The 15377-nt window shown below is 70.4% G+C and carries 9 protein-coding genes, 3 tRNA genes and 1 pseudogene; 8 read left to right on the top strand and 5 right to left on the bottom strand.

Annotated elements, in window-relative coordinates:
- The first annotated feature begins 123 nt into the window (after nucleotides 1-123).
- The 3 genes from ABZY11_RS35635 (at nucleotide 124) to ABZY11_RS35625 (ending at nucleotide 4711) form a co-directional block, all read left to right on the top strand.
- The gene (locus ABZY11_RS35635) at nucleotides 124-1356 is read left to right on the top strand and encodes an FAD-dependent oxidoreductase (protein ID WP_356483147.1); all 1233 of its coding nucleotides are present in this window, start codon (nucleotides 124-126) and stop codon (nucleotides 1354-1356) included.
- Between the two features lie 139 nt (nucleotides 1357-1495).
- On the top strand, nucleotides 1496-3403 hold the full coding sequence (dnaG, locus tag ABZY11_RS35630; RefSeq protein ID WP_356483145.1) for a DNA primase: 1908 nt from the start codon (nucleotides 1496-1498) through the stop codon (nucleotides 3401-3403).
- Nucleotides 3404-3607: 204 nt separating this feature from the next.
- Nucleotides 3608-4711: an RNA polymerase sigma factor gene (locus ABZY11_RS35625; protein WP_356483144.1), complete on the top strand. Its 1104-nt coding sequence runs from the start codon at nucleotides 3608-3610 to the stop codon at nucleotides 4709-4711.
- 61 nt (nucleotides 4712-4772) lie between these two features.
- Here the strand turns inward: ABZY11_RS35625 and ABZY11_RS35620 are convergent, their stop codons facing one another.
- The 4 genes from ABZY11_RS35620 to ABZY11_RS35605 all read right to left on the bottom strand — a co-directional run bounded on the left by ABZY11_RS35620 (nucleotide 4773) and on the right by ABZY11_RS35605 (nucleotide 10420).
- A complete protein-coding gene (locus tag ABZY11_RS35620; protein WP_356483143.1) occupies nucleotides 4773-6704 on the bottom strand; it encodes an ABC transporter ATP-binding protein in 1932 nt (643 codons plus the stop codon).
- The gene (locus ABZY11_RS35615) at nucleotides 6704-8437 is read right to left on the bottom strand and encodes an ABC transporter ATP-binding protein (protein ID WP_356483142.1); all 1734 of its coding nucleotides are present in this window, start codon (nucleotides 8435-8437) and stop codon (nucleotides 6704-6706) included. The genes ABZY11_RS35620 and ABZY11_RS35615 overlap by 1 nt, the downstream gene beginning before the upstream one ends.
- A 168-nt stretch (nucleotides 8438-8605) precedes the next feature.
- The gene (locus ABZY11_RS35610; protein ID WP_356483141.1) at nucleotides 8606-10051 is read right to left on the bottom strand and encodes an FGGY family carbohydrate kinase; all 1446 of its coding nucleotides are present in this window, start codon (nucleotides 10049-10051) and stop codon (nucleotides 8606-8608) included.
- Nucleotides 10052-10120: 69 nt separating this feature from the next.
- Nucleotides 10121-10420 carry a YtxH domain-containing protein gene (locus ABZY11_RS35605; protein ID WP_356483140.1) on the bottom strand — a complete coding sequence of 100 codons (300 nt, stop codon included), beginning with the start codon at nucleotides 10418-10420 and terminating at the stop codon, nucleotides 10121-10123.
- A 193-nt stretch (nucleotides 10421-10613) separates the two neighbouring features.
- Between ABZY11_RS35605 and ABZY11_RS35600 the strand changes: the two genes are divergently transcribed.
- The 5 genes from ABZY11_RS35600 to ABZY11_RS35580 all read left to right on the top strand — a co-directional run bounded on the left by ABZY11_RS35600 (nucleotide 10614) and on the right by ABZY11_RS35580 (nucleotide 14925).
- A tRNA-Asn gene (locus tag ABZY11_RS35600) sits at nucleotides 10614-10686 on the top strand.
- Between the two features lie 5 nt (nucleotides 10687-10691).
- A tRNA-Asn gene (locus ABZY11_RS35595) sits at nucleotides 10692-10764 on the top strand.
- A gap of 233 nt (nucleotides 10765-10997) precedes the next feature.
- Nucleotides 10998-11071, top strand: a tRNA-Ile gene (locus tag ABZY11_RS35590).
- A 749-nt stretch (nucleotides 11072-11820) separates the two neighbouring features.
- Nucleotides 11821-13602 carry an ABC transporter ATP-binding protein gene (locus tag ABZY11_RS35585; protein WP_356483146.1) on the top strand — a complete coding sequence of 594 codons (1782 nt, stop codon included), beginning with the start codon at nucleotides 11821-11823 and terminating at the stop codon, nucleotides 13600-13602.
- A 57-nt stretch (nucleotides 13603-13659) separates the two neighbouring features.
- Nucleotides 13660-14925, top strand: a complete 1266-nt coding sequence (locus tag ABZY11_RS35580) for an MFS transporter (protein WP_356483139.1) — start codon at nucleotides 13660-13662, stop codon at nucleotides 14923-14925.
- A 50-nt stretch (nucleotides 14926-14975) separates the two neighbouring features.
- Here the strand turns inward: ABZY11_RS35580 and ABZY11_RS35575 are convergent.
- A pseudogene (locus ABZY11_RS35575) lies at nucleotides 14976-15233 on the bottom strand (acetyl-CoA carboxylase); the annotation flags it as partial.
- Nucleotides 15234-15377: the final 144 nt, after the last annotated feature.

The following is a 15377-nucleotide window of genomic DNA, read 5'->3' as shown; positions in this document are numbered from 1 at the left end:
GTGACCTGATCGGGGTACACCCTCTTTCGCCATCACGCTGCGTGCGGGACGCTCGCAGTTGGCGGCGCCGCGCAGCAAGCACCGAGGAGGCATCAAGAGGTCGACGCACATCGGACGTTCGTCATCGTCGGCGGGGGACTGGCGGGAGCGAAGGCAGCCGAGACGCTCCGGGCGGAGGGTTTCAGCGGCCGGGTGATCCTGCTCGGCGACGAACGCGACCATCCGTACGAACGGCCGCCGCTCTCCAAGGGCTATCTGTCCGGCAAGGAGGAGCGGGACAGCGTCTTCGTCCACGAGACCGCCTGGTACGCGGGCGCCGACATCGAGCTGCACCTGGGGCAGCCCGTCACCTCGCTCGACCGGGAGGCCCGCGCCGTACAACTCGGCGACGGCACCGTCGTCCACTACGACAAGCTGCTGCTCGCCACCGGGGCCGAGCCGCGCCGCCTCGCCGTTCCTGGCACGGACCTGGCCGGCGTCCACCATCTGCGCCGCCTCGCCCACGCCGACCGGCTGCGCAACGTACTGGCCGCACTCGGCCGCGACAACGGCCATCTGGTGATCGCCGGGGCCGGCTGGATCGGCCTGGAGGTCGCCGCGGTGGCGCGCGGGTACGGCGCCGAGGTCACCGTCGTGGAGCCGGAGCCGACCCCGCTGCACCAGGTCGTCGGCCCCGAACTCGGCCAGATCTTCACCGATCTGCACAGCGACCACGGGGTCCGCTTCCACTTCGGTCTCCGCCTCACCGAGATCATCGGCCAGGACGGCCTGGTGCTCGCCGTCCGCACCGACGACGGCGAGGAGCACCCCGCCCACGACGTGCTCGCCGCGATCGGCGCCGCGCCGCGCACCGCCCTCGCCGAGACCGCCGGGCTCGCCATGGCCCCACGCGCGGACGGCGGCGGCATCGCCGTCGACGCCTCCCTGCGCACCAGCGACCCGCACATCTTCGCGGCCGGTGACGTCGCCAACGTGGCCCACCCGCTGCTCGGCGCCCGGCTGCGCGTGGAGCACTGGGCGAACGCGCTGAACAGCGGCCCGGCCGCGGCCCGCGCCATGCTCGGCCAGGAGGTCAGCTACGACCGGGTGCCGTACTTCTTCTCCGACCAGTACGACCTCGGCCTCGAATACTCGGGCTGGGCGCCGCCGGGCAGCTACGACCAGGTGGTCATCCGCGGCGACGCGGGGAAGCGGGAGTTCATCGCCTTCTGGCTGAAGGACCGCCGGGTGCTGGCCGGGATGAACGTCAACGTGTGGGACGTCACCGAGACCGTGCAGGCGCTGATCCGGTCCGGCCGGCAGATCGACCCGGACGCGCTGGCCGACCCGTCGGTACCGCTGGAATCCCTGGGCTGAGCCGGGCCCGGACGGGCCCGGCCGTTCCGTCCGGTGCTCCCGGGCGGGACGACCCGGCCGGTCCGCACCGCACCACCGGTTCCATGGGTCACAACGGCACGCGGCACGGCCTGTCGTACCCCACCCGTAGACTTCACCCGTGGCAGGCAGGATCAATGACGACGATGTGAAGGCGGTACGGGACGCGGTCCCGATCGACGCCGTCGTTTCCGAGTATCTCCAGCTGCGCAACGCGGGCGGTGGCAACCTCAAGGGACTCTGCCCGTTCCACGACGAGAAGTCCCCCTCCTTCCAGGTCAGCCCGAGCAAGGGTCTCTTCCACTGCTTCGGCTGCCAGGAGGGCGGCGACACGATCGCCTTCGTGATGAAGATCGACCATCTCTCGTTCTCCGAGACGGTCGAGCGGCTCGCCGCCAAGGCGGGCATCACCCTGCGTTACGAGGAGGGCGGCTACAACCCCTCCCACCAGCGCGGCGAGCGCATCAGGCTGGTCGAGGCGCACAAGGTGGCCGCCCAGTTCTACGTCGAGCAGCTGGACGGCCCCGAGGCCGAGATCGGCCGTAAGTTCCTCGCCGAGCGCGGCTTCGACCAGGCGGCCGCCGCCCACTTCGGCGTCGGCTACAGCCCGGCGGGCTGGGACCACCTCACCCGCTATCTGCGCGGCAAGGGCTTCAGCGACAAGGAGCTGATCGCCTCCGGCCTCTCCCAGGACGGCAGGCGCGGCCCCATCGACCGCTTCCGCGGCCGGCTGATGTGGCCGATCAGCGACACCTCCGGCGATGTCGTCGGCTTCGGCGCCCGCAAGCTGCGCGACGACGACAACGGACCGAAGTACCTCAACACCCCCGAGACCGCGATCTACAAGAAGTCCCAGGTGCTGTACGGCATCGACCTGGCGAAGAAGGACATCGCGAAGGCCAGCCGGGCCGTGGTCGTCGAGGGCTACACCGACGTCATGGCCTGCCATCTCGCCGGGATCACCACCGCCATCGCCACCTGCGGCACGGCCTTCGGCGGCGACCACATCAAGATCCTTCGCCGGCTCCTGATGGACAACGGCAGCGCCCGGGTGATCTTCACCTTCGACGGTGACGCGGCCGGGCAGAAGGCCGCCCTGCGCGCCTTCGAGGACGACCAGAAGTTCGCCGCGGAGACGTACATCGCGATCGCCCCGGACGGCATGGACCCCTGCGATCTGCGCCTGGCCAAGGGCGACGAGGCGGTCCGCGACCTGGTCGAGCCCCGCACCCCGCTCTTCGAGTTCGCGCTCCGCCAGATCGTCGGCCGGTACGACCTGGAGACCCCGGCGGGCCGCGGCGCCGCGCTCGACGAGGCGGCTCCCGTCGTCGCCCGGATCAAGAACAGCTCCTCGCAGCACGAGGTCGCCGTCCAGCTGGCCGGCATGCTCGGCATCCTGGACACCCAGTTCGTGGTCAAGCGCGTCGGCCAGCTCGCCCGCTGGGCCCGCGAGCGGGGCGACCAGCGGGGCCCCGCGCAGGCCCCCTCCCGCGGCGGCCCCCGGCACCAGCAGGTCCAGGCGCCCGCCGCCCCCTCGGGCCCCGCGCTCAACCTCCGCAGCCCCGCCCACCGCACCGAGCGCGAGCTGCTGAAGCTCGCCCTGCAGAAGCCCGCCCTGGTCTCCCCGGCCTTCGACGCCTACGGGGTGGACGAGTTCACGGCCCCGCCGTACGCCGCCGTCCGGCAGTGCATCGCGGAGGCGGGCGGCGCGGAGCTGGGGGTCCCCGAGACCCGCGAATACCTGGTTCAGGTCCTGGAAGCGGCCCCCAACGACACGGTGCGCAATCTGGTCACCGAGCTCGCCGTCGAGGTCTTCCACGGCAAGACCATCGACGAGACCTACGCGGGCATGCAGCTCGTCCAGGTCCGGCTGCGCGCCGTCGACCGCCGGATCAACGACGTACAGGGCAGCCTCGCCCGCCTCGGCAGCAATGTCGCCCCGGACCACCTGGCGGCGGCGCAGAACGAGGTCTGGGTCCTCCAGCAGTACGCCCAGTCCCTGCGCAACAGCGGCGCCGACGCGCTCTGACGCGTCGGCCCGGCGGCGGGAGCGCCCCCGCGTAACCGCCCGGTCACGGACCGGACTCAGAAAGTCCCCGCACGCCCCTCGTGGCAGCGATGTGTCTTCCCCCACACTGGGGGCCGGTGCCTGAGACATCGGAGCGCGGCCGGCCCACCGAACGGTGGTCCTCCATCCCCGCGGTCCGGCAGCGATCACCTGGAGGTCGCCCCCGTGCAGACCCGGACCCTGACCGAAACCGAGCACGTCTCGGCCATCCCCGCGCAGAACCGGGCCGTGCGCCATCCGGAGGCCGCGGTGGAACCGCCGATACCGACCGAGCCGCCCGACCCGCCCGAGGCACTCATGGAGGAGCCACCCCGGGCACCCGAGCCGGCCGGGCCGCGGAGCCGTCCGGAGACCACCGGTCCGTCCTCCGACCTCTTCCGCCAGTACCTGCGGGAGATCGGCCGGATCCCGCTGCTCAGCGCGGCCGACGAGGTGGAACTCGCCCGCCGGGTCGAGGCCGGACTCTTCGCCGAGGAACGGCTCGCGAGCACCCCGGACCCGGACACCCGGCTGGCCGTCGATCTCGACCGGCTGGTGGTCATGGGGCGGATGGCCAAACGCCGCCTCATCGAGGCCAACCTCCGCCTCGTCGTCTCCGTCGCCAAGCGCTATGTCGGCCGCGGGCTGACCATGCTCGATCTGGTCCAGGAGGGAAACCTCGGGCTGATCAGGGCCGTCGAGAAGTTCGACTACGCCCGGGGCTACAAGTTCTCCACGTACGCGACCTGGTGGATCCGCCAGGCCATGTCCCGCGCCCTCGCCGACCAGGCGCGGACCATACGGGTCCCGGTCCATGTCGTCGAGCTGATCAACCGCGTCGTACGCGTCCAGCGCCGGATGCTCCAGGAACGCGGCTACGAGCCGACGGCGGAGGAGGTCGCCGGCCAGCTCGACCTCACCCCCGAGCGGGTCGGCGAAGTGCTGCGGCTCGCCCAGGAACCGGTCTCGCTGCACGCCCCGGTCGGCGAGGAGGACGACATAGCCCTCGGCGACCTGATCGAGGACGGCGACGCCGCGTCCCCGGTCGAGTCCGCCGCGTTCCTGCTGCTGCGCGAGCACCTGGAAGCGGTGCTCTCCACCCTGGGCGAGCGCGAGCGGAAGGTGGTCCAGCTGCGCTACGGGCTGGACGACGGACGGCCCCGCACGCTTGAGGAGATAGGCCGGATCTTCGGCGTGACGCGCGAACGCATCCGCCAGATCGAGTCCAAGACCCTCAACAAACTGCGGGACCACGCCTTCGCCGACCAGCTCCGCGGCTACCTCGACTGACGGCGAAAGGACCCGCACCGCCGGCCGGCGGTGCGGGCCCTCGGGTCCGAACGGACAGGCCCTAGTCGACTTCGGCGACCGCCTGCGCGAACTGCGCCGAATACAGCCGGGCGTAGGCACCCTCGGAGGCCAACAGCTCCTCGTGCGTGCCCTGTTCGACGATCGAGCCGTTCTCCATCACCAGGATGACATCGGCGTCCCGGATGGTGGAGAGCCGGTGCGCGATCACAAAGCTCGTACGGCCGTGGGCCAGGCGCGCCATCGCCTTCTGGATCAGCACCTCCGTACGGGTGTCGACGGAGCTCGTCGCCTCGTCGAGCACCAGGATCACCGGGTCGGACAGGAACGCCCGTGCGATGGTGATCAGTTGCTTCTCGCCCGCGCTGACCCCGGAGCCCTCGTCGTCGATCACCGTGTCGTAGCCGTCCGGCAGGGTGCGGATGAACCGGTCGGCATGGGCCGCCTTCGCCGCCTCCTCGATCTCCTCACGGGTGACCTCGCGCGAAGCGCCGTACGCGATGTTGTCCGCGATCGAACCGCCGAACAGCCAGGTGTCCTGGAGGACCATGCCGATGCCCTGCCGCAGTTCGTCGCGCGACATCTTCGTCACGTCGACCCCGTCCAGCGTGATCCGGCCGCCCGTCACCTCGTAGAACCGCATCAGCAGATTGACGAGCGTGGTCTTGCCGGCCCCGGTCGGTCCGACGATCGCGACCGTGTGACCGGGCTCGACGCTCAGCGACAGATCCTCGATGAGCGGCTTCTCCGGGTCGTAACGGAACGACACCTTCTCCAGCGAGACGCTGCCCCGCAGCTCCTTCGGGCGCTCCTGCTCGCCGGGCGCGGGGTCGGCGCCCTGCTCCTCGGCGTCCAGCAGCTCGAAGATCCGCTCGGCCGAGGCGACACCCGACTGCACCAGGTTCGCCATCGAGGCGACCTGGGTCAGCGGCATCGAGAACTGACGCGAGTACTGGATGAAGGCCTGCACATCACCGATCGACAGCGACCCCGAAGCGACCCGCAGACCACCCACGACGGCGATCAGCACATAGTTCAGGTTGGAGACGAACATCATCAGCGGCTGCATGATCCCGCTGTTGAACTGCGCCTTGAACCCGGCCTCGTACAGCGCTTCGTTCTGCTCGGCGAAGTCCCTCGCGGACTCCTCCTGCCGGCCGAAGACCTTCACCAGGGTGTGCCCGGTGTACATCTCCTCGATGTGGGCGTTGAGCTTGCCCGTCACCTTCCACTGCTGCACGAACTGCGGCTGCGAGCGCTTGCCGACCTTCTTGGCCACGACCACCGAGAGCGGCACCGTCACCAGTGCGACGAACGCCAGCAGCGGCGAGACCCAGAACATCATGATCAGCACGCCGACGATGGTGAGCAGGGAGTTGATGAGCTGGCCCATCGTCTGCTGCATCGTCTGCGAGATGTTGTCGATGTCGTTCGTCGCCCGGCTGAGCACCTCGCCGCGCTTGGCCCGGTCGAAGTACGACAGCGGCAGCCGCGACAGCTTCGTCTGGATGTCCTCGCGCAGCTGGAAAATGATCCGGTTGATGATCCGGATCGACAGCCGGGTCGCCACCAGCATCAGCAGGCCGGCCCCGACATAGACCGCCAGCGCCACCAGCAGTACGTCGCCCACCGCGCCGAAGTCGATGCCGTGACCGGGGACGAAGTCCACCCCGGAGAGCATGTCGGCCAGGCCGCTGTTGCTCTTGCGCAGGCCCTCGACGGCCTCTTCCTTGGTCGTCCCCTCGGGCATCTCCCGGCCGACGACCCCGGCGAAGACCAGGTCGGTCGCCCGGCCGAGGATCTTCGGCCCGATCACCGACAGGCCGACGCTCAGCGCACAGGCCGCCAGCATCACGTACAGCGGGGCCTTCTCCGTCCCGAAGCGCTTCAGCAGCCGCTTCGAGGACCCCTTGAAGTCCATGGACCGGTCGGTCGGCGCCCCGCCCGCCATCATGCGTCCGCCAGGCCCGGCCATTACGCGGCCTCCGCTTCCGTCAGCTGGGAGAGCACGATCTCCCGGTACGTTTCATTGCCGTCCATCAGCTCGTGGTGGGTGCCGGAGCCGACGACCCGGCCCTCGTCCAGCACCAGGATCCGGTCCGCGTCGCGGATGGTGGACACCCGCTGCGCCACGATCACCACGGTCGCCTCGGCCGTCTCCTGCGTGAGCGCCCCGCGCAGCGCGGCGTCGGTGGCGTAGTCGAGCGCGGAGAACGAGTCGTCGAAGAGATAGATCTCCGGCTGCTGCACCAGCGTCCTGGCGATGGCCAGCCGCTGCCGCTGCCCGCCCGAGACATTGGTGCCGCCCTGAGCGATCGGCGCGTTCAGGCCGTGCTCCAGCGCCGCGACGAACTCCTTGGCCTGCGCGACCTCCAGCGCGTGCCACAGCTCCTCGTCGGTCGCGTCCGGGTTTCCGTACCGCAGATTCGTCGCGACCGTCCCGGAGAACAGATACGGCTTCTGCGGAACGAGGCTCACGGTCCTCGCCAGCAGCGCCGGCTCCAGCGTCCGCACATCCGTACCGTCGACCAGCACCTGACCGTCCGTCACGTCGAACAGCCGCGGTACGAGACCGAGCAGCGTCGACTTCCCGCTGCCCGTCGACCCGATGATCGCGGTGGTCTCGCCGGGGCGGGCCACCAGATCCACCGACCGCAGCACCGGCTCCTCGGCGCCCGGGTAGCGGAAGTCCGCGCCGCGCACCTCCAGATGACCGCGGGCGAGCAGCTTCCGGACCGGCTTGACCGGCGGGACCACGCTGGACTCGGTCTCCAGGACCTCCTGGATGCGCTCGGCACAGACCTCGGCACGCGGCACCATCATGAACATGAAGGTGGCCATCATCACCGACATGACGATCTGCATCAGATAGGCGAGGAAGGCGGTCAGCGCGCCGATCTCCATGCCGCCGCTGTCGATGCGGTGGGCACCGAACCAGAGCACGGCGATCGACGAGACGTTCACGACCGTCATCACGGTGGGGAACATCAGCGCCATCAGCCGGCCCGTGGACAGCGCCACGTCCGTCAGCTCGGTGTTGGAGCCGCGGAACCGCTCCTCCTCGTAACCGTCACGGACGAAGGCGCGGATGACACGGTTGCCGGTGATCTGCTCGCGCAGCACCCGGTTCACCGTGTCGAGCCGCTCCTGCATCGTGCGGAACAGCGGGCGCATCCGCTTCACGATCAGGCTCACCGCGATGCCGAGCACCGGCACCACCGCGAGCAGCACCGCCGACAGCGGGACGTCCTGGCCGAGCGCCATGATGATGCCGCCGACACACATGATCGGGGCCGACACCATCAGGGTGAACGTCATCAGCACCAGCATCTGGACCTGCTGGACATCGTTGGTCGTACGGGTGATCAGCGAGGGCGCCCCGAAGCGCCCGAGCTCACGCGCCGAGAACGACTGCACCCGGTCGAAGACCGACGCCCTGACATCACGGCCGAGGGCGGCCGCGGTACGGGCGCCGTAGTAGACGGCCCCCATGTTGCAGACCACCTGGCCGATGCTGACGGCGATCATGATGCCGCCGAACTCGAGGATGTAGTCCGTGTCCCCCTTCACCACACCGTTGTCGATGATGTCGGCGTTCAGGGTGGGCAGATAGAGGCTGGCGCAGGTCTGCACCAGCTGGAGGAGGACCAGCAGCAGAATGGGTTTTCTGTACGGACCGAGATAGGCCCGCAGGAGTTTTATGAGCACGCGTGTCTCTCGGAGTCGGCAGAGGGCGGGAGTCGACCCATTTTCCGGCACCGGCGGCCGCGACTGCGAGCGATTTTACTCAAGACCAGGTCAAAAAACAGACCGAGTACACAAGTGGAGGGGGTCACCTCCACCGGTGTACCCGGCCCTGTCGCACGGGTGGACGGCTCACTGCGCGGAGTCGAACGCCCCCGGGTGGATCTGGTCCCGCGTCGCCACGTACTGCTGGCGCACCGCCTGCCCGACCGCCAGCTCCTCGCCCGGCTCCAGCACCTGCGCCGCGGCGCCCTGCCAGGCCGGGGGAGTGAGCGGATCGGCCGTCCCCTGCGAGACCCCCAGCGCCCAGGCCGCCTGCCGGGCCGCGCCCAGTGCCGCGTACTCGGCGGGCTGCGGCACGACCACCTGCGTACCGAACAGCGCCGGAGCGAGCCCCTGTACGGCGGGCAGCTCGGCCGCCGCCCCCAGCAGGAACACCCGGCGCACCTCGACGCCCCGGCCGCGCAGCACATCGAGCGCGTCGGCCAGCGAGCACAGCATCCCCTCGAACGCCGCCCGCGCCAGATGCTCCGGCTTCATCGACTCGCGCCGCAGCCCGCTCAGCGTCCCCGCGGCGTGCGGCAGCTGCGGCGTCCGCTCGCCCTCCAGATACGGCAGGAGCACCAGCCCGGACGCGCCCGGCGTGGACTTCAGCGCCAGCGCGGAAAGCTCCTCCAGGCCCTCCACGCCGAGCATCTCGGCGGTCCCGCGCAGCGCTCGTACCGCGTTGGACGTGTACACCACCGGCAGATGCTTCCCGGTCGCGTCCGCGAAAGAAGTGATCGTCCCGGCCGGATCGGACAGCGCCTCGTGGTGCACCGCCATGACCGAGCCCGACGCACCCAGCGACACCACCGCGTCGCCCACCCCGACCCCGAGCCCGAACGCCGCGGCCATCGTCTCGCCGGTCCCCGCGGAGATCAGCAGCCCCTCGGGCGTCGTCCCGGCCGCGTCGGCGGGGCCGAGCACCTCGGGGAGCGCGGCCTGGTGCCCGAGTGCGAGCTCCACCAGGTCGGACCGGTAGGAACCGCTGACCGCCGACCAGTACCCGGTGCCGGACGCGGCACCCCGGTCGGTGGTCCGCCGGGCGGGACGCCCCAGCAGCTGCCACACCAGCCAGTCGTGCGGCTGCAGCACCGCGGCCACCCGCTGGGCCGCCTCCGGCTCGGTCCGTGCCAGCCAGCGCAGCTTCGCCACCGGCTGCGCGGCCTGCGGCACCGCCCCGACCGCCTCGGCCCAGGCCTGCCGCCCGCCGAGCCCGTCGACCAGATCGGCCGCGGCGGCCTGCGCCCGCTTGTCGTTGCCGAGCAGCGCCGGGCGTACGAGATTGCCCTGGTGGTCCAGGGGCACCAGGCCGTGCTGCTGGGCGGAGACGCCGATGGCCTGCACCCCTTCGAGCAGCCCGCTGCCGGCGGCCTCGCCGAGCGAGAGCAGCCACGCCTGCGGGTCGACCTCGGTGGCCTTCGCCTCGACGGGGTGTGCGGCGAACCCCCGGCGCAGCACGGCGCCGGTGTCCGTATCGCAGACGACGATGTGCGTGAAGGCGGAAGAACTGTCCAAGCCGGCGACTATCCCCATGCCCAAGATTCTGCCGCACCGCCGGAGCTTTTCCGTACCGATTGCGAGGCAGTGGCGGGGGCGGTTCCGCTAGGTGTTGGTGGTGCCCCAGTCGTCCTCGCCGTTCTGGCCGCGGTCCCGCAGCGAGCGCACCCGCTCGGCCACCGGGGCCGGGACCTTCTCGACGACCTTGACGCTCACCGCGTGGTACGCCTTGCCGGCCAGATCGCGGCCGCTCTGCGCCGCGGACTCGGCGGTATTGCGCACGGCCGGATTCTGGGCGAACTGGCGTGCGGAATTCTTCAGCTGCTCGTAGCGCTCGCGTCCGGCCCGTGCCCCGATCACGTATCCGAGGGCCAGTCCGGCGATGAACGTGAGCCGGTACCGCATGGCTGCCACCCTTCCTTGCTCAGTGCGACGCTCAGTGCGACGTGTGCTGCCCGCCTACCCGCGGGCACCGGAGATCACCCGGGGGGATACCGATTGGCAAAGCACCCCCCTGCTTGCGCTAATGTATGTGTCGCAGCGAACGCGCGCCGCCCGGCACCAGCCAGGTGGGTAGGGTTCGGTGCACACGCAGCAATCCCCTGTAGCTCAATTGGCAGAGCAGCCGGCTGTTAACCGGCAGGTTACTGGTTCGAGTCCAGTCGGGGGAGCGCGATCCCCTGTAGCTCAATTGGCAGAGCATTCGGCTGTTAACCGGAGGGTTACTGGTTCGAGTCCAGTCGGGGGAGCGGAACGGAAGAGGACCCCGAGGGGTCCTTTTTCGTGTGTCCGCCGACGGTCGTCACCGTGGTGCGTGTGGGGTGCATGTGACTCTTTCGCGTGTACTTCGCTCCATCCGGAACCGGACGGCCGGCGGTGCGGTCTTCATGGTCATGCGAAGCCGGCCATCCGGAGCGAGAGATCGTATGACCGGCTATGCTGCGGCAGACGGCGCGCACACTTGTACGCGCCACGCCGAAAAGGGGCGGTAGCTCAGCCGGTTAGAGCAGCGGACTCATAATCCGTCGGCCGTGGGTTCGAGTCCCACCCGCCCCACTGCCGAGGTACCGGCAGAAACGTTATGACCTGCGTATACGTAGGTATGAGGGCCCTCACGGATTCCGTGGGGGCCCTCACCATAGCCCCGGGGCAAGATCAAGTGGCCGTGCGTCGGCCCGGCGGGTCGCGCCGGTGAAGTCCGGCCGGGGGCCCGCCCGTTCCGTGTCGATGCGTCATGTCCGGAGAGTCACTTATGGCAACGCTGCGAAGGATTACGGTATTTCGTCCCCTTTAATCCTTGATTACGGCTTCTACGACTTGTTGGCCGTAGGGGTCGGACGTAGTGTCGAAAGTGCCGCAGCAAGAGCATGGAGCGGCGCAGTGAACTCCTCCAGAGGAGGCGAAGATGAAGGTTCGCAGCATCTTCGACCACAGGGACAGGGATCGCGGCGGATACGGCGATCGTGGACGCGGACGCGGTTATGGCGGACGTGGACGCGGACGTGGGTTCCGTGACTACTTCGACGACTACGACTACGACCGGTTCGACCGGCGTGGACGTCGCTGGGGTTGCTGACACCCTTCACTCCCGACCCCTGACCCCAACTCGAGGCAGGCTCGCGCACAGCGCGGGTCCGCCTCGTCGTTTGGGCCCATTTCTCTGGCCAGGTCCATAGCCCGAGCACCTCTGTGACGTGATGCCCATGCGCTTTCGCAGCTCACTCCAGCGTTCTGCCCGTACCGAGGAGCCGCCCGAGGACACGGTGACGGATGTTCCGATCCGCACCGACCCGGTCAGCATCGTGATGTCCTTCCGGCGCTTCTGGCCTCTGACCAGAGGCGACCGGCGCTGGCTCGTCGTCATCTTCCTGTGCGCGGTCCTGGCCGCCCTGGCCGAGACCGTCACCGTCCTGCTCTTCGCCGAACTCACCGACAAGGCACTGCAGACCGGCACCGTCAGCGCCTTCTGGAAACCCGCCGCCCAGTGGCTCGCGGTGGCGGTCGCCGGTGCTGTGGTGGGGTACCTGGGCAGTTCGCTCGCGGTCTGGACCGCCGAGCGTTTCGTGCTGCGGCTGCGGGCCCGGGTGTTTGGCCATCTCCAGACGCTCCCGCCGCACTTCTTCCAGCGCAATCGCCGCGGCGACCTGGTGGAGCGGCTGACCGGCGACGTGGAGGCCATCGAGGCCCTGGTGGTCTCCGGCATCGTCGGGGCCTCGTCGGCGCTTTTCGGCACCGTCTTCTACGCCGCGGCGGCCCTGTGGCTGCGCTGGGACCTGGCCCTCGCCACCTTCGTCATGGTCCCGATCCTCCTGATCACGACCCGTGGGTTCGCCAAGCCCCTGCGCGCGGTGTCCCGGCGCGGCCGCGCGGCGGACGGCGCCATCACGGCCGTGGTCGAGGAGACGCTGGTCAACGTCGTCATGACCCAGGCGTACAACAGGCAGCAGGACGAGGAGGCCCGGCTCAGCAGCAAGGCGCGGCTGCGGTTGAAGGCCGCGGTGAAGGCCGTCCGGCTCACCGAGTTCTACGAGCAGTTCATCGAGGTCCTCGAAACGCTGTGCGTCCTGACGATCATCGGTCTGGGCGCGTGGGAGATCTCGGCCGGCCGGATGAGCCTCGGACAGCTGCTGGCCTTCGCCGCCTTCATCGGCTACCTCTACCCGCCGATCCGCTCGCTGGGCCAGCTCGGTCTGACGGCCACCGCCGCGACCGCGGGCGCCGAACGACTGCTGGAGATCCTCGACGCCGAGCCCTCCGTCACCGACCCGGGCGACTCCGTGCCCGTGCCGCCGCGGAGCCGGGCGCTCGGTGAGGTGGAGGCGCGCCAGGTGTTCTTCCACTACCCCGGCAGCAGCGAAATGGTGCTCAGGGACCTCTCGTTCACCGCAAGTCCCGGGGAACTGCTGGTCATCACCGGCCCCAGCGGTGCGGGCAAGTCGACCCTGGCGGCGCTGCTGCTGAGGTTCTACGACCCGGACGCCGGCAGCGTACGGCTGGACGGTGTGTCCGTGGACCGGCTGCCACTGACCTACCTGCGCCGGAACGTCACGCTGCTGCCGCAGGACACGCTCGTCCTGCACGACACCATCGAGGAGAACATCGGCTGCGGACACCCCGGCGCGAGCCACGACGATGTCGTGCGGGCCGCGCGGGCGGCGGACGCCCACGCGTTCGTCGAAGTCCTCCCGGACGGATATGACACCGTCATTTCCACCGGTACCTCCCGGCTCTCCGGCGGCCAGTTGCAGCGCATCGCCATCGCCCGCGCCATGTTGCGCGACGCGCCCGTCCTCCTCCTCGACGAGCCCACCACCGGACTGGACCGGCTGGCCGCGGAACGCATCCTCGAACCCCTGCGACGGCTGGCCCGGGGCCGCACCACCATCGTGATCACCCACGACCTGGCCCTGGCCGCGGACGCCGACCGCATCCTCGTCCTGGACGAGGGGCGGCTGGTCGAGTCCGGCACACACGCCCAACTCCTCGGCAGGAGCGGCCTGTACGCCACGCTGTTCGAGCGCCGCACCCAGCGGCACAACGGAACCGTGTACAAGCCTGCCCGGCCGTCAGGAATCCACTGGAGGTAGCCGGCCGTCCGCACAGTGCCCCAACCGTGCGGACCGGCCCGGTCGTTACTATCCGGCGTGACCGAAACGACCGAAGAACCCGCCCCTCGCACCCGCATATTCGCCGACCTGACGCCCTTGCGGAGCTCCCCCGACTACCGGCGGCTCTGGTTCGGGAACACGGTCTCCTGGGTCGGGCAGGGGATGACGGCGCTCGCCGTGTCGCTCCAGGTCTACGACATCACCGGGTCCGCCTTCTCGGTCGGGCTCATCGGCTTCTGCTCGTTCCTGCCGCTGGTCGTCTTCGGGCTGTACGGCGGGGCCGTCGCCGACACCATCGACCGGCGCAAGCTGGGCCTGGCCAGTTCCGCCGGGTCGTTCGTGCTCTCCGTCGCACTCGTTGCCATCACCGTCGCCGGGGTGGAGCAGGTGGGACTGCTGTACGCCGTCGTCGCCCTCCAGGCGGCCTGCTTCGCGGTCAACTCACCGGCCCGCAGCTCGATGATCGCCCGGCTGCTGCCGGCCGAGCAGCTGCCCGCCGCCAACGCGCTCAACTCCATGACCGGCACCACCGGAACACTGGTCGGGCCGATGCTCGGCGGGCTCGTCGTCGGCTGGTGGGGCTACCGGGCCGCGTACACCGTCGACGCCATCACCTTCACCGCCTCGCTCTACGCGATGTGGCGGCTGCCCGCCATGCTGCCGCAGCGGGAGGAGGGCGCGGGGGACAAGCGGGCGTCCGTCGCGGACGGGCTGCGCTTCCTCGGGACCAGGCCCAATCTCCGGATGACCTTCTTCACCGATCTGTGCGCCATGGTGCTGGCCCATCCCCGGGCGCTGTTCCCGGTCGTCGCCGTCCTCTGGTACGGCGGTGACGCGAAGACCACCGGACTGCTGGTCGCCGCTCCGGCGTTCGGGGCGCTGCTCGGCGGGGTGTTCTCCGGATGGCTGGGACGCGTCCGGCGTCACGGTCTCGCCGTGCTGCTCGCCGTCGCCTGCTGGGGCACCGCCATCGCGGTCTTCGGCCTGACCCGGCAGCTCTGGCTCGGGCTGATCCTCCTGGCGCTCGCCGGGTGCGCGGACACCACCTCGATGGTCTTCCGCAACACCATGCTCCAGGCGGCCGTGCCGGACGGGATGCGCGGACGGCTCCAGGGCGTGTTCATCGTCGTCGTGGCGGGCGGACCGAGGCTCGGCGACTTCCTGGCGGGATCGGTCGCCGACCTGACCTCGCCCGGCCTGGCGGTGACCGGGGGCGGGATCGCCTGTGTCGTCGCCGTGGCCCTGCTGGCGCTGCGGTGGCGCGGCTTCGCGCGGTACGACGCGCGGGACCCTCAGCCGTGACGGCCCCGCGCGCCGCACTCCCGTGGCACGTCCCCGGCCCCGCGCGCGCCTCACTCCCGCGGCGGCCCCACCACCGAGCGGGCGAAGCCCAGTTCCACCAAGTCCTGGGGGCGCAGCCGCAGCTGATCGGCCGTGGCGTGCACCTCGTCCGGAGTGCGCTTCAGGATCGCCGCCGCCGGTTCCGGGGCGATCACCGAGAAGTAGCTGTCCCGGGTGACATGGGTGTTCCCCGGCGCCGCGAGCGCCAGCGCGCCGCCCGAACCGCCCTCGCCGATCACCAGGGTGGTGACGGGGACCCGGGCCTCCGCCCACGCCCCCCATGCCGGGGGGCGGGCGGGGGGCGCGCCCCCCCCGGGCGCCCCCCCCGGGGGCGCCCCCCCCCCCCCCCCGCCACCGCCCGACGCCGTATCCGAATTCGCCGCTGCGGGGCTTGCCGAGTTGGCCAGGCCGAT

The organism is Streptomyces sp. NPDC006510 (assembly GCF_040611955.1).
Taxonomy (GTDB): Bacteria; Actinomycetota; Actinomycetes; order Streptomycetales; family Streptomycetaceae; genus Streptomyces.
Note: the sequence above shows the minus strand (reverse complement) of the source record. Positions and strands in the feature narration are given on the sequence as shown.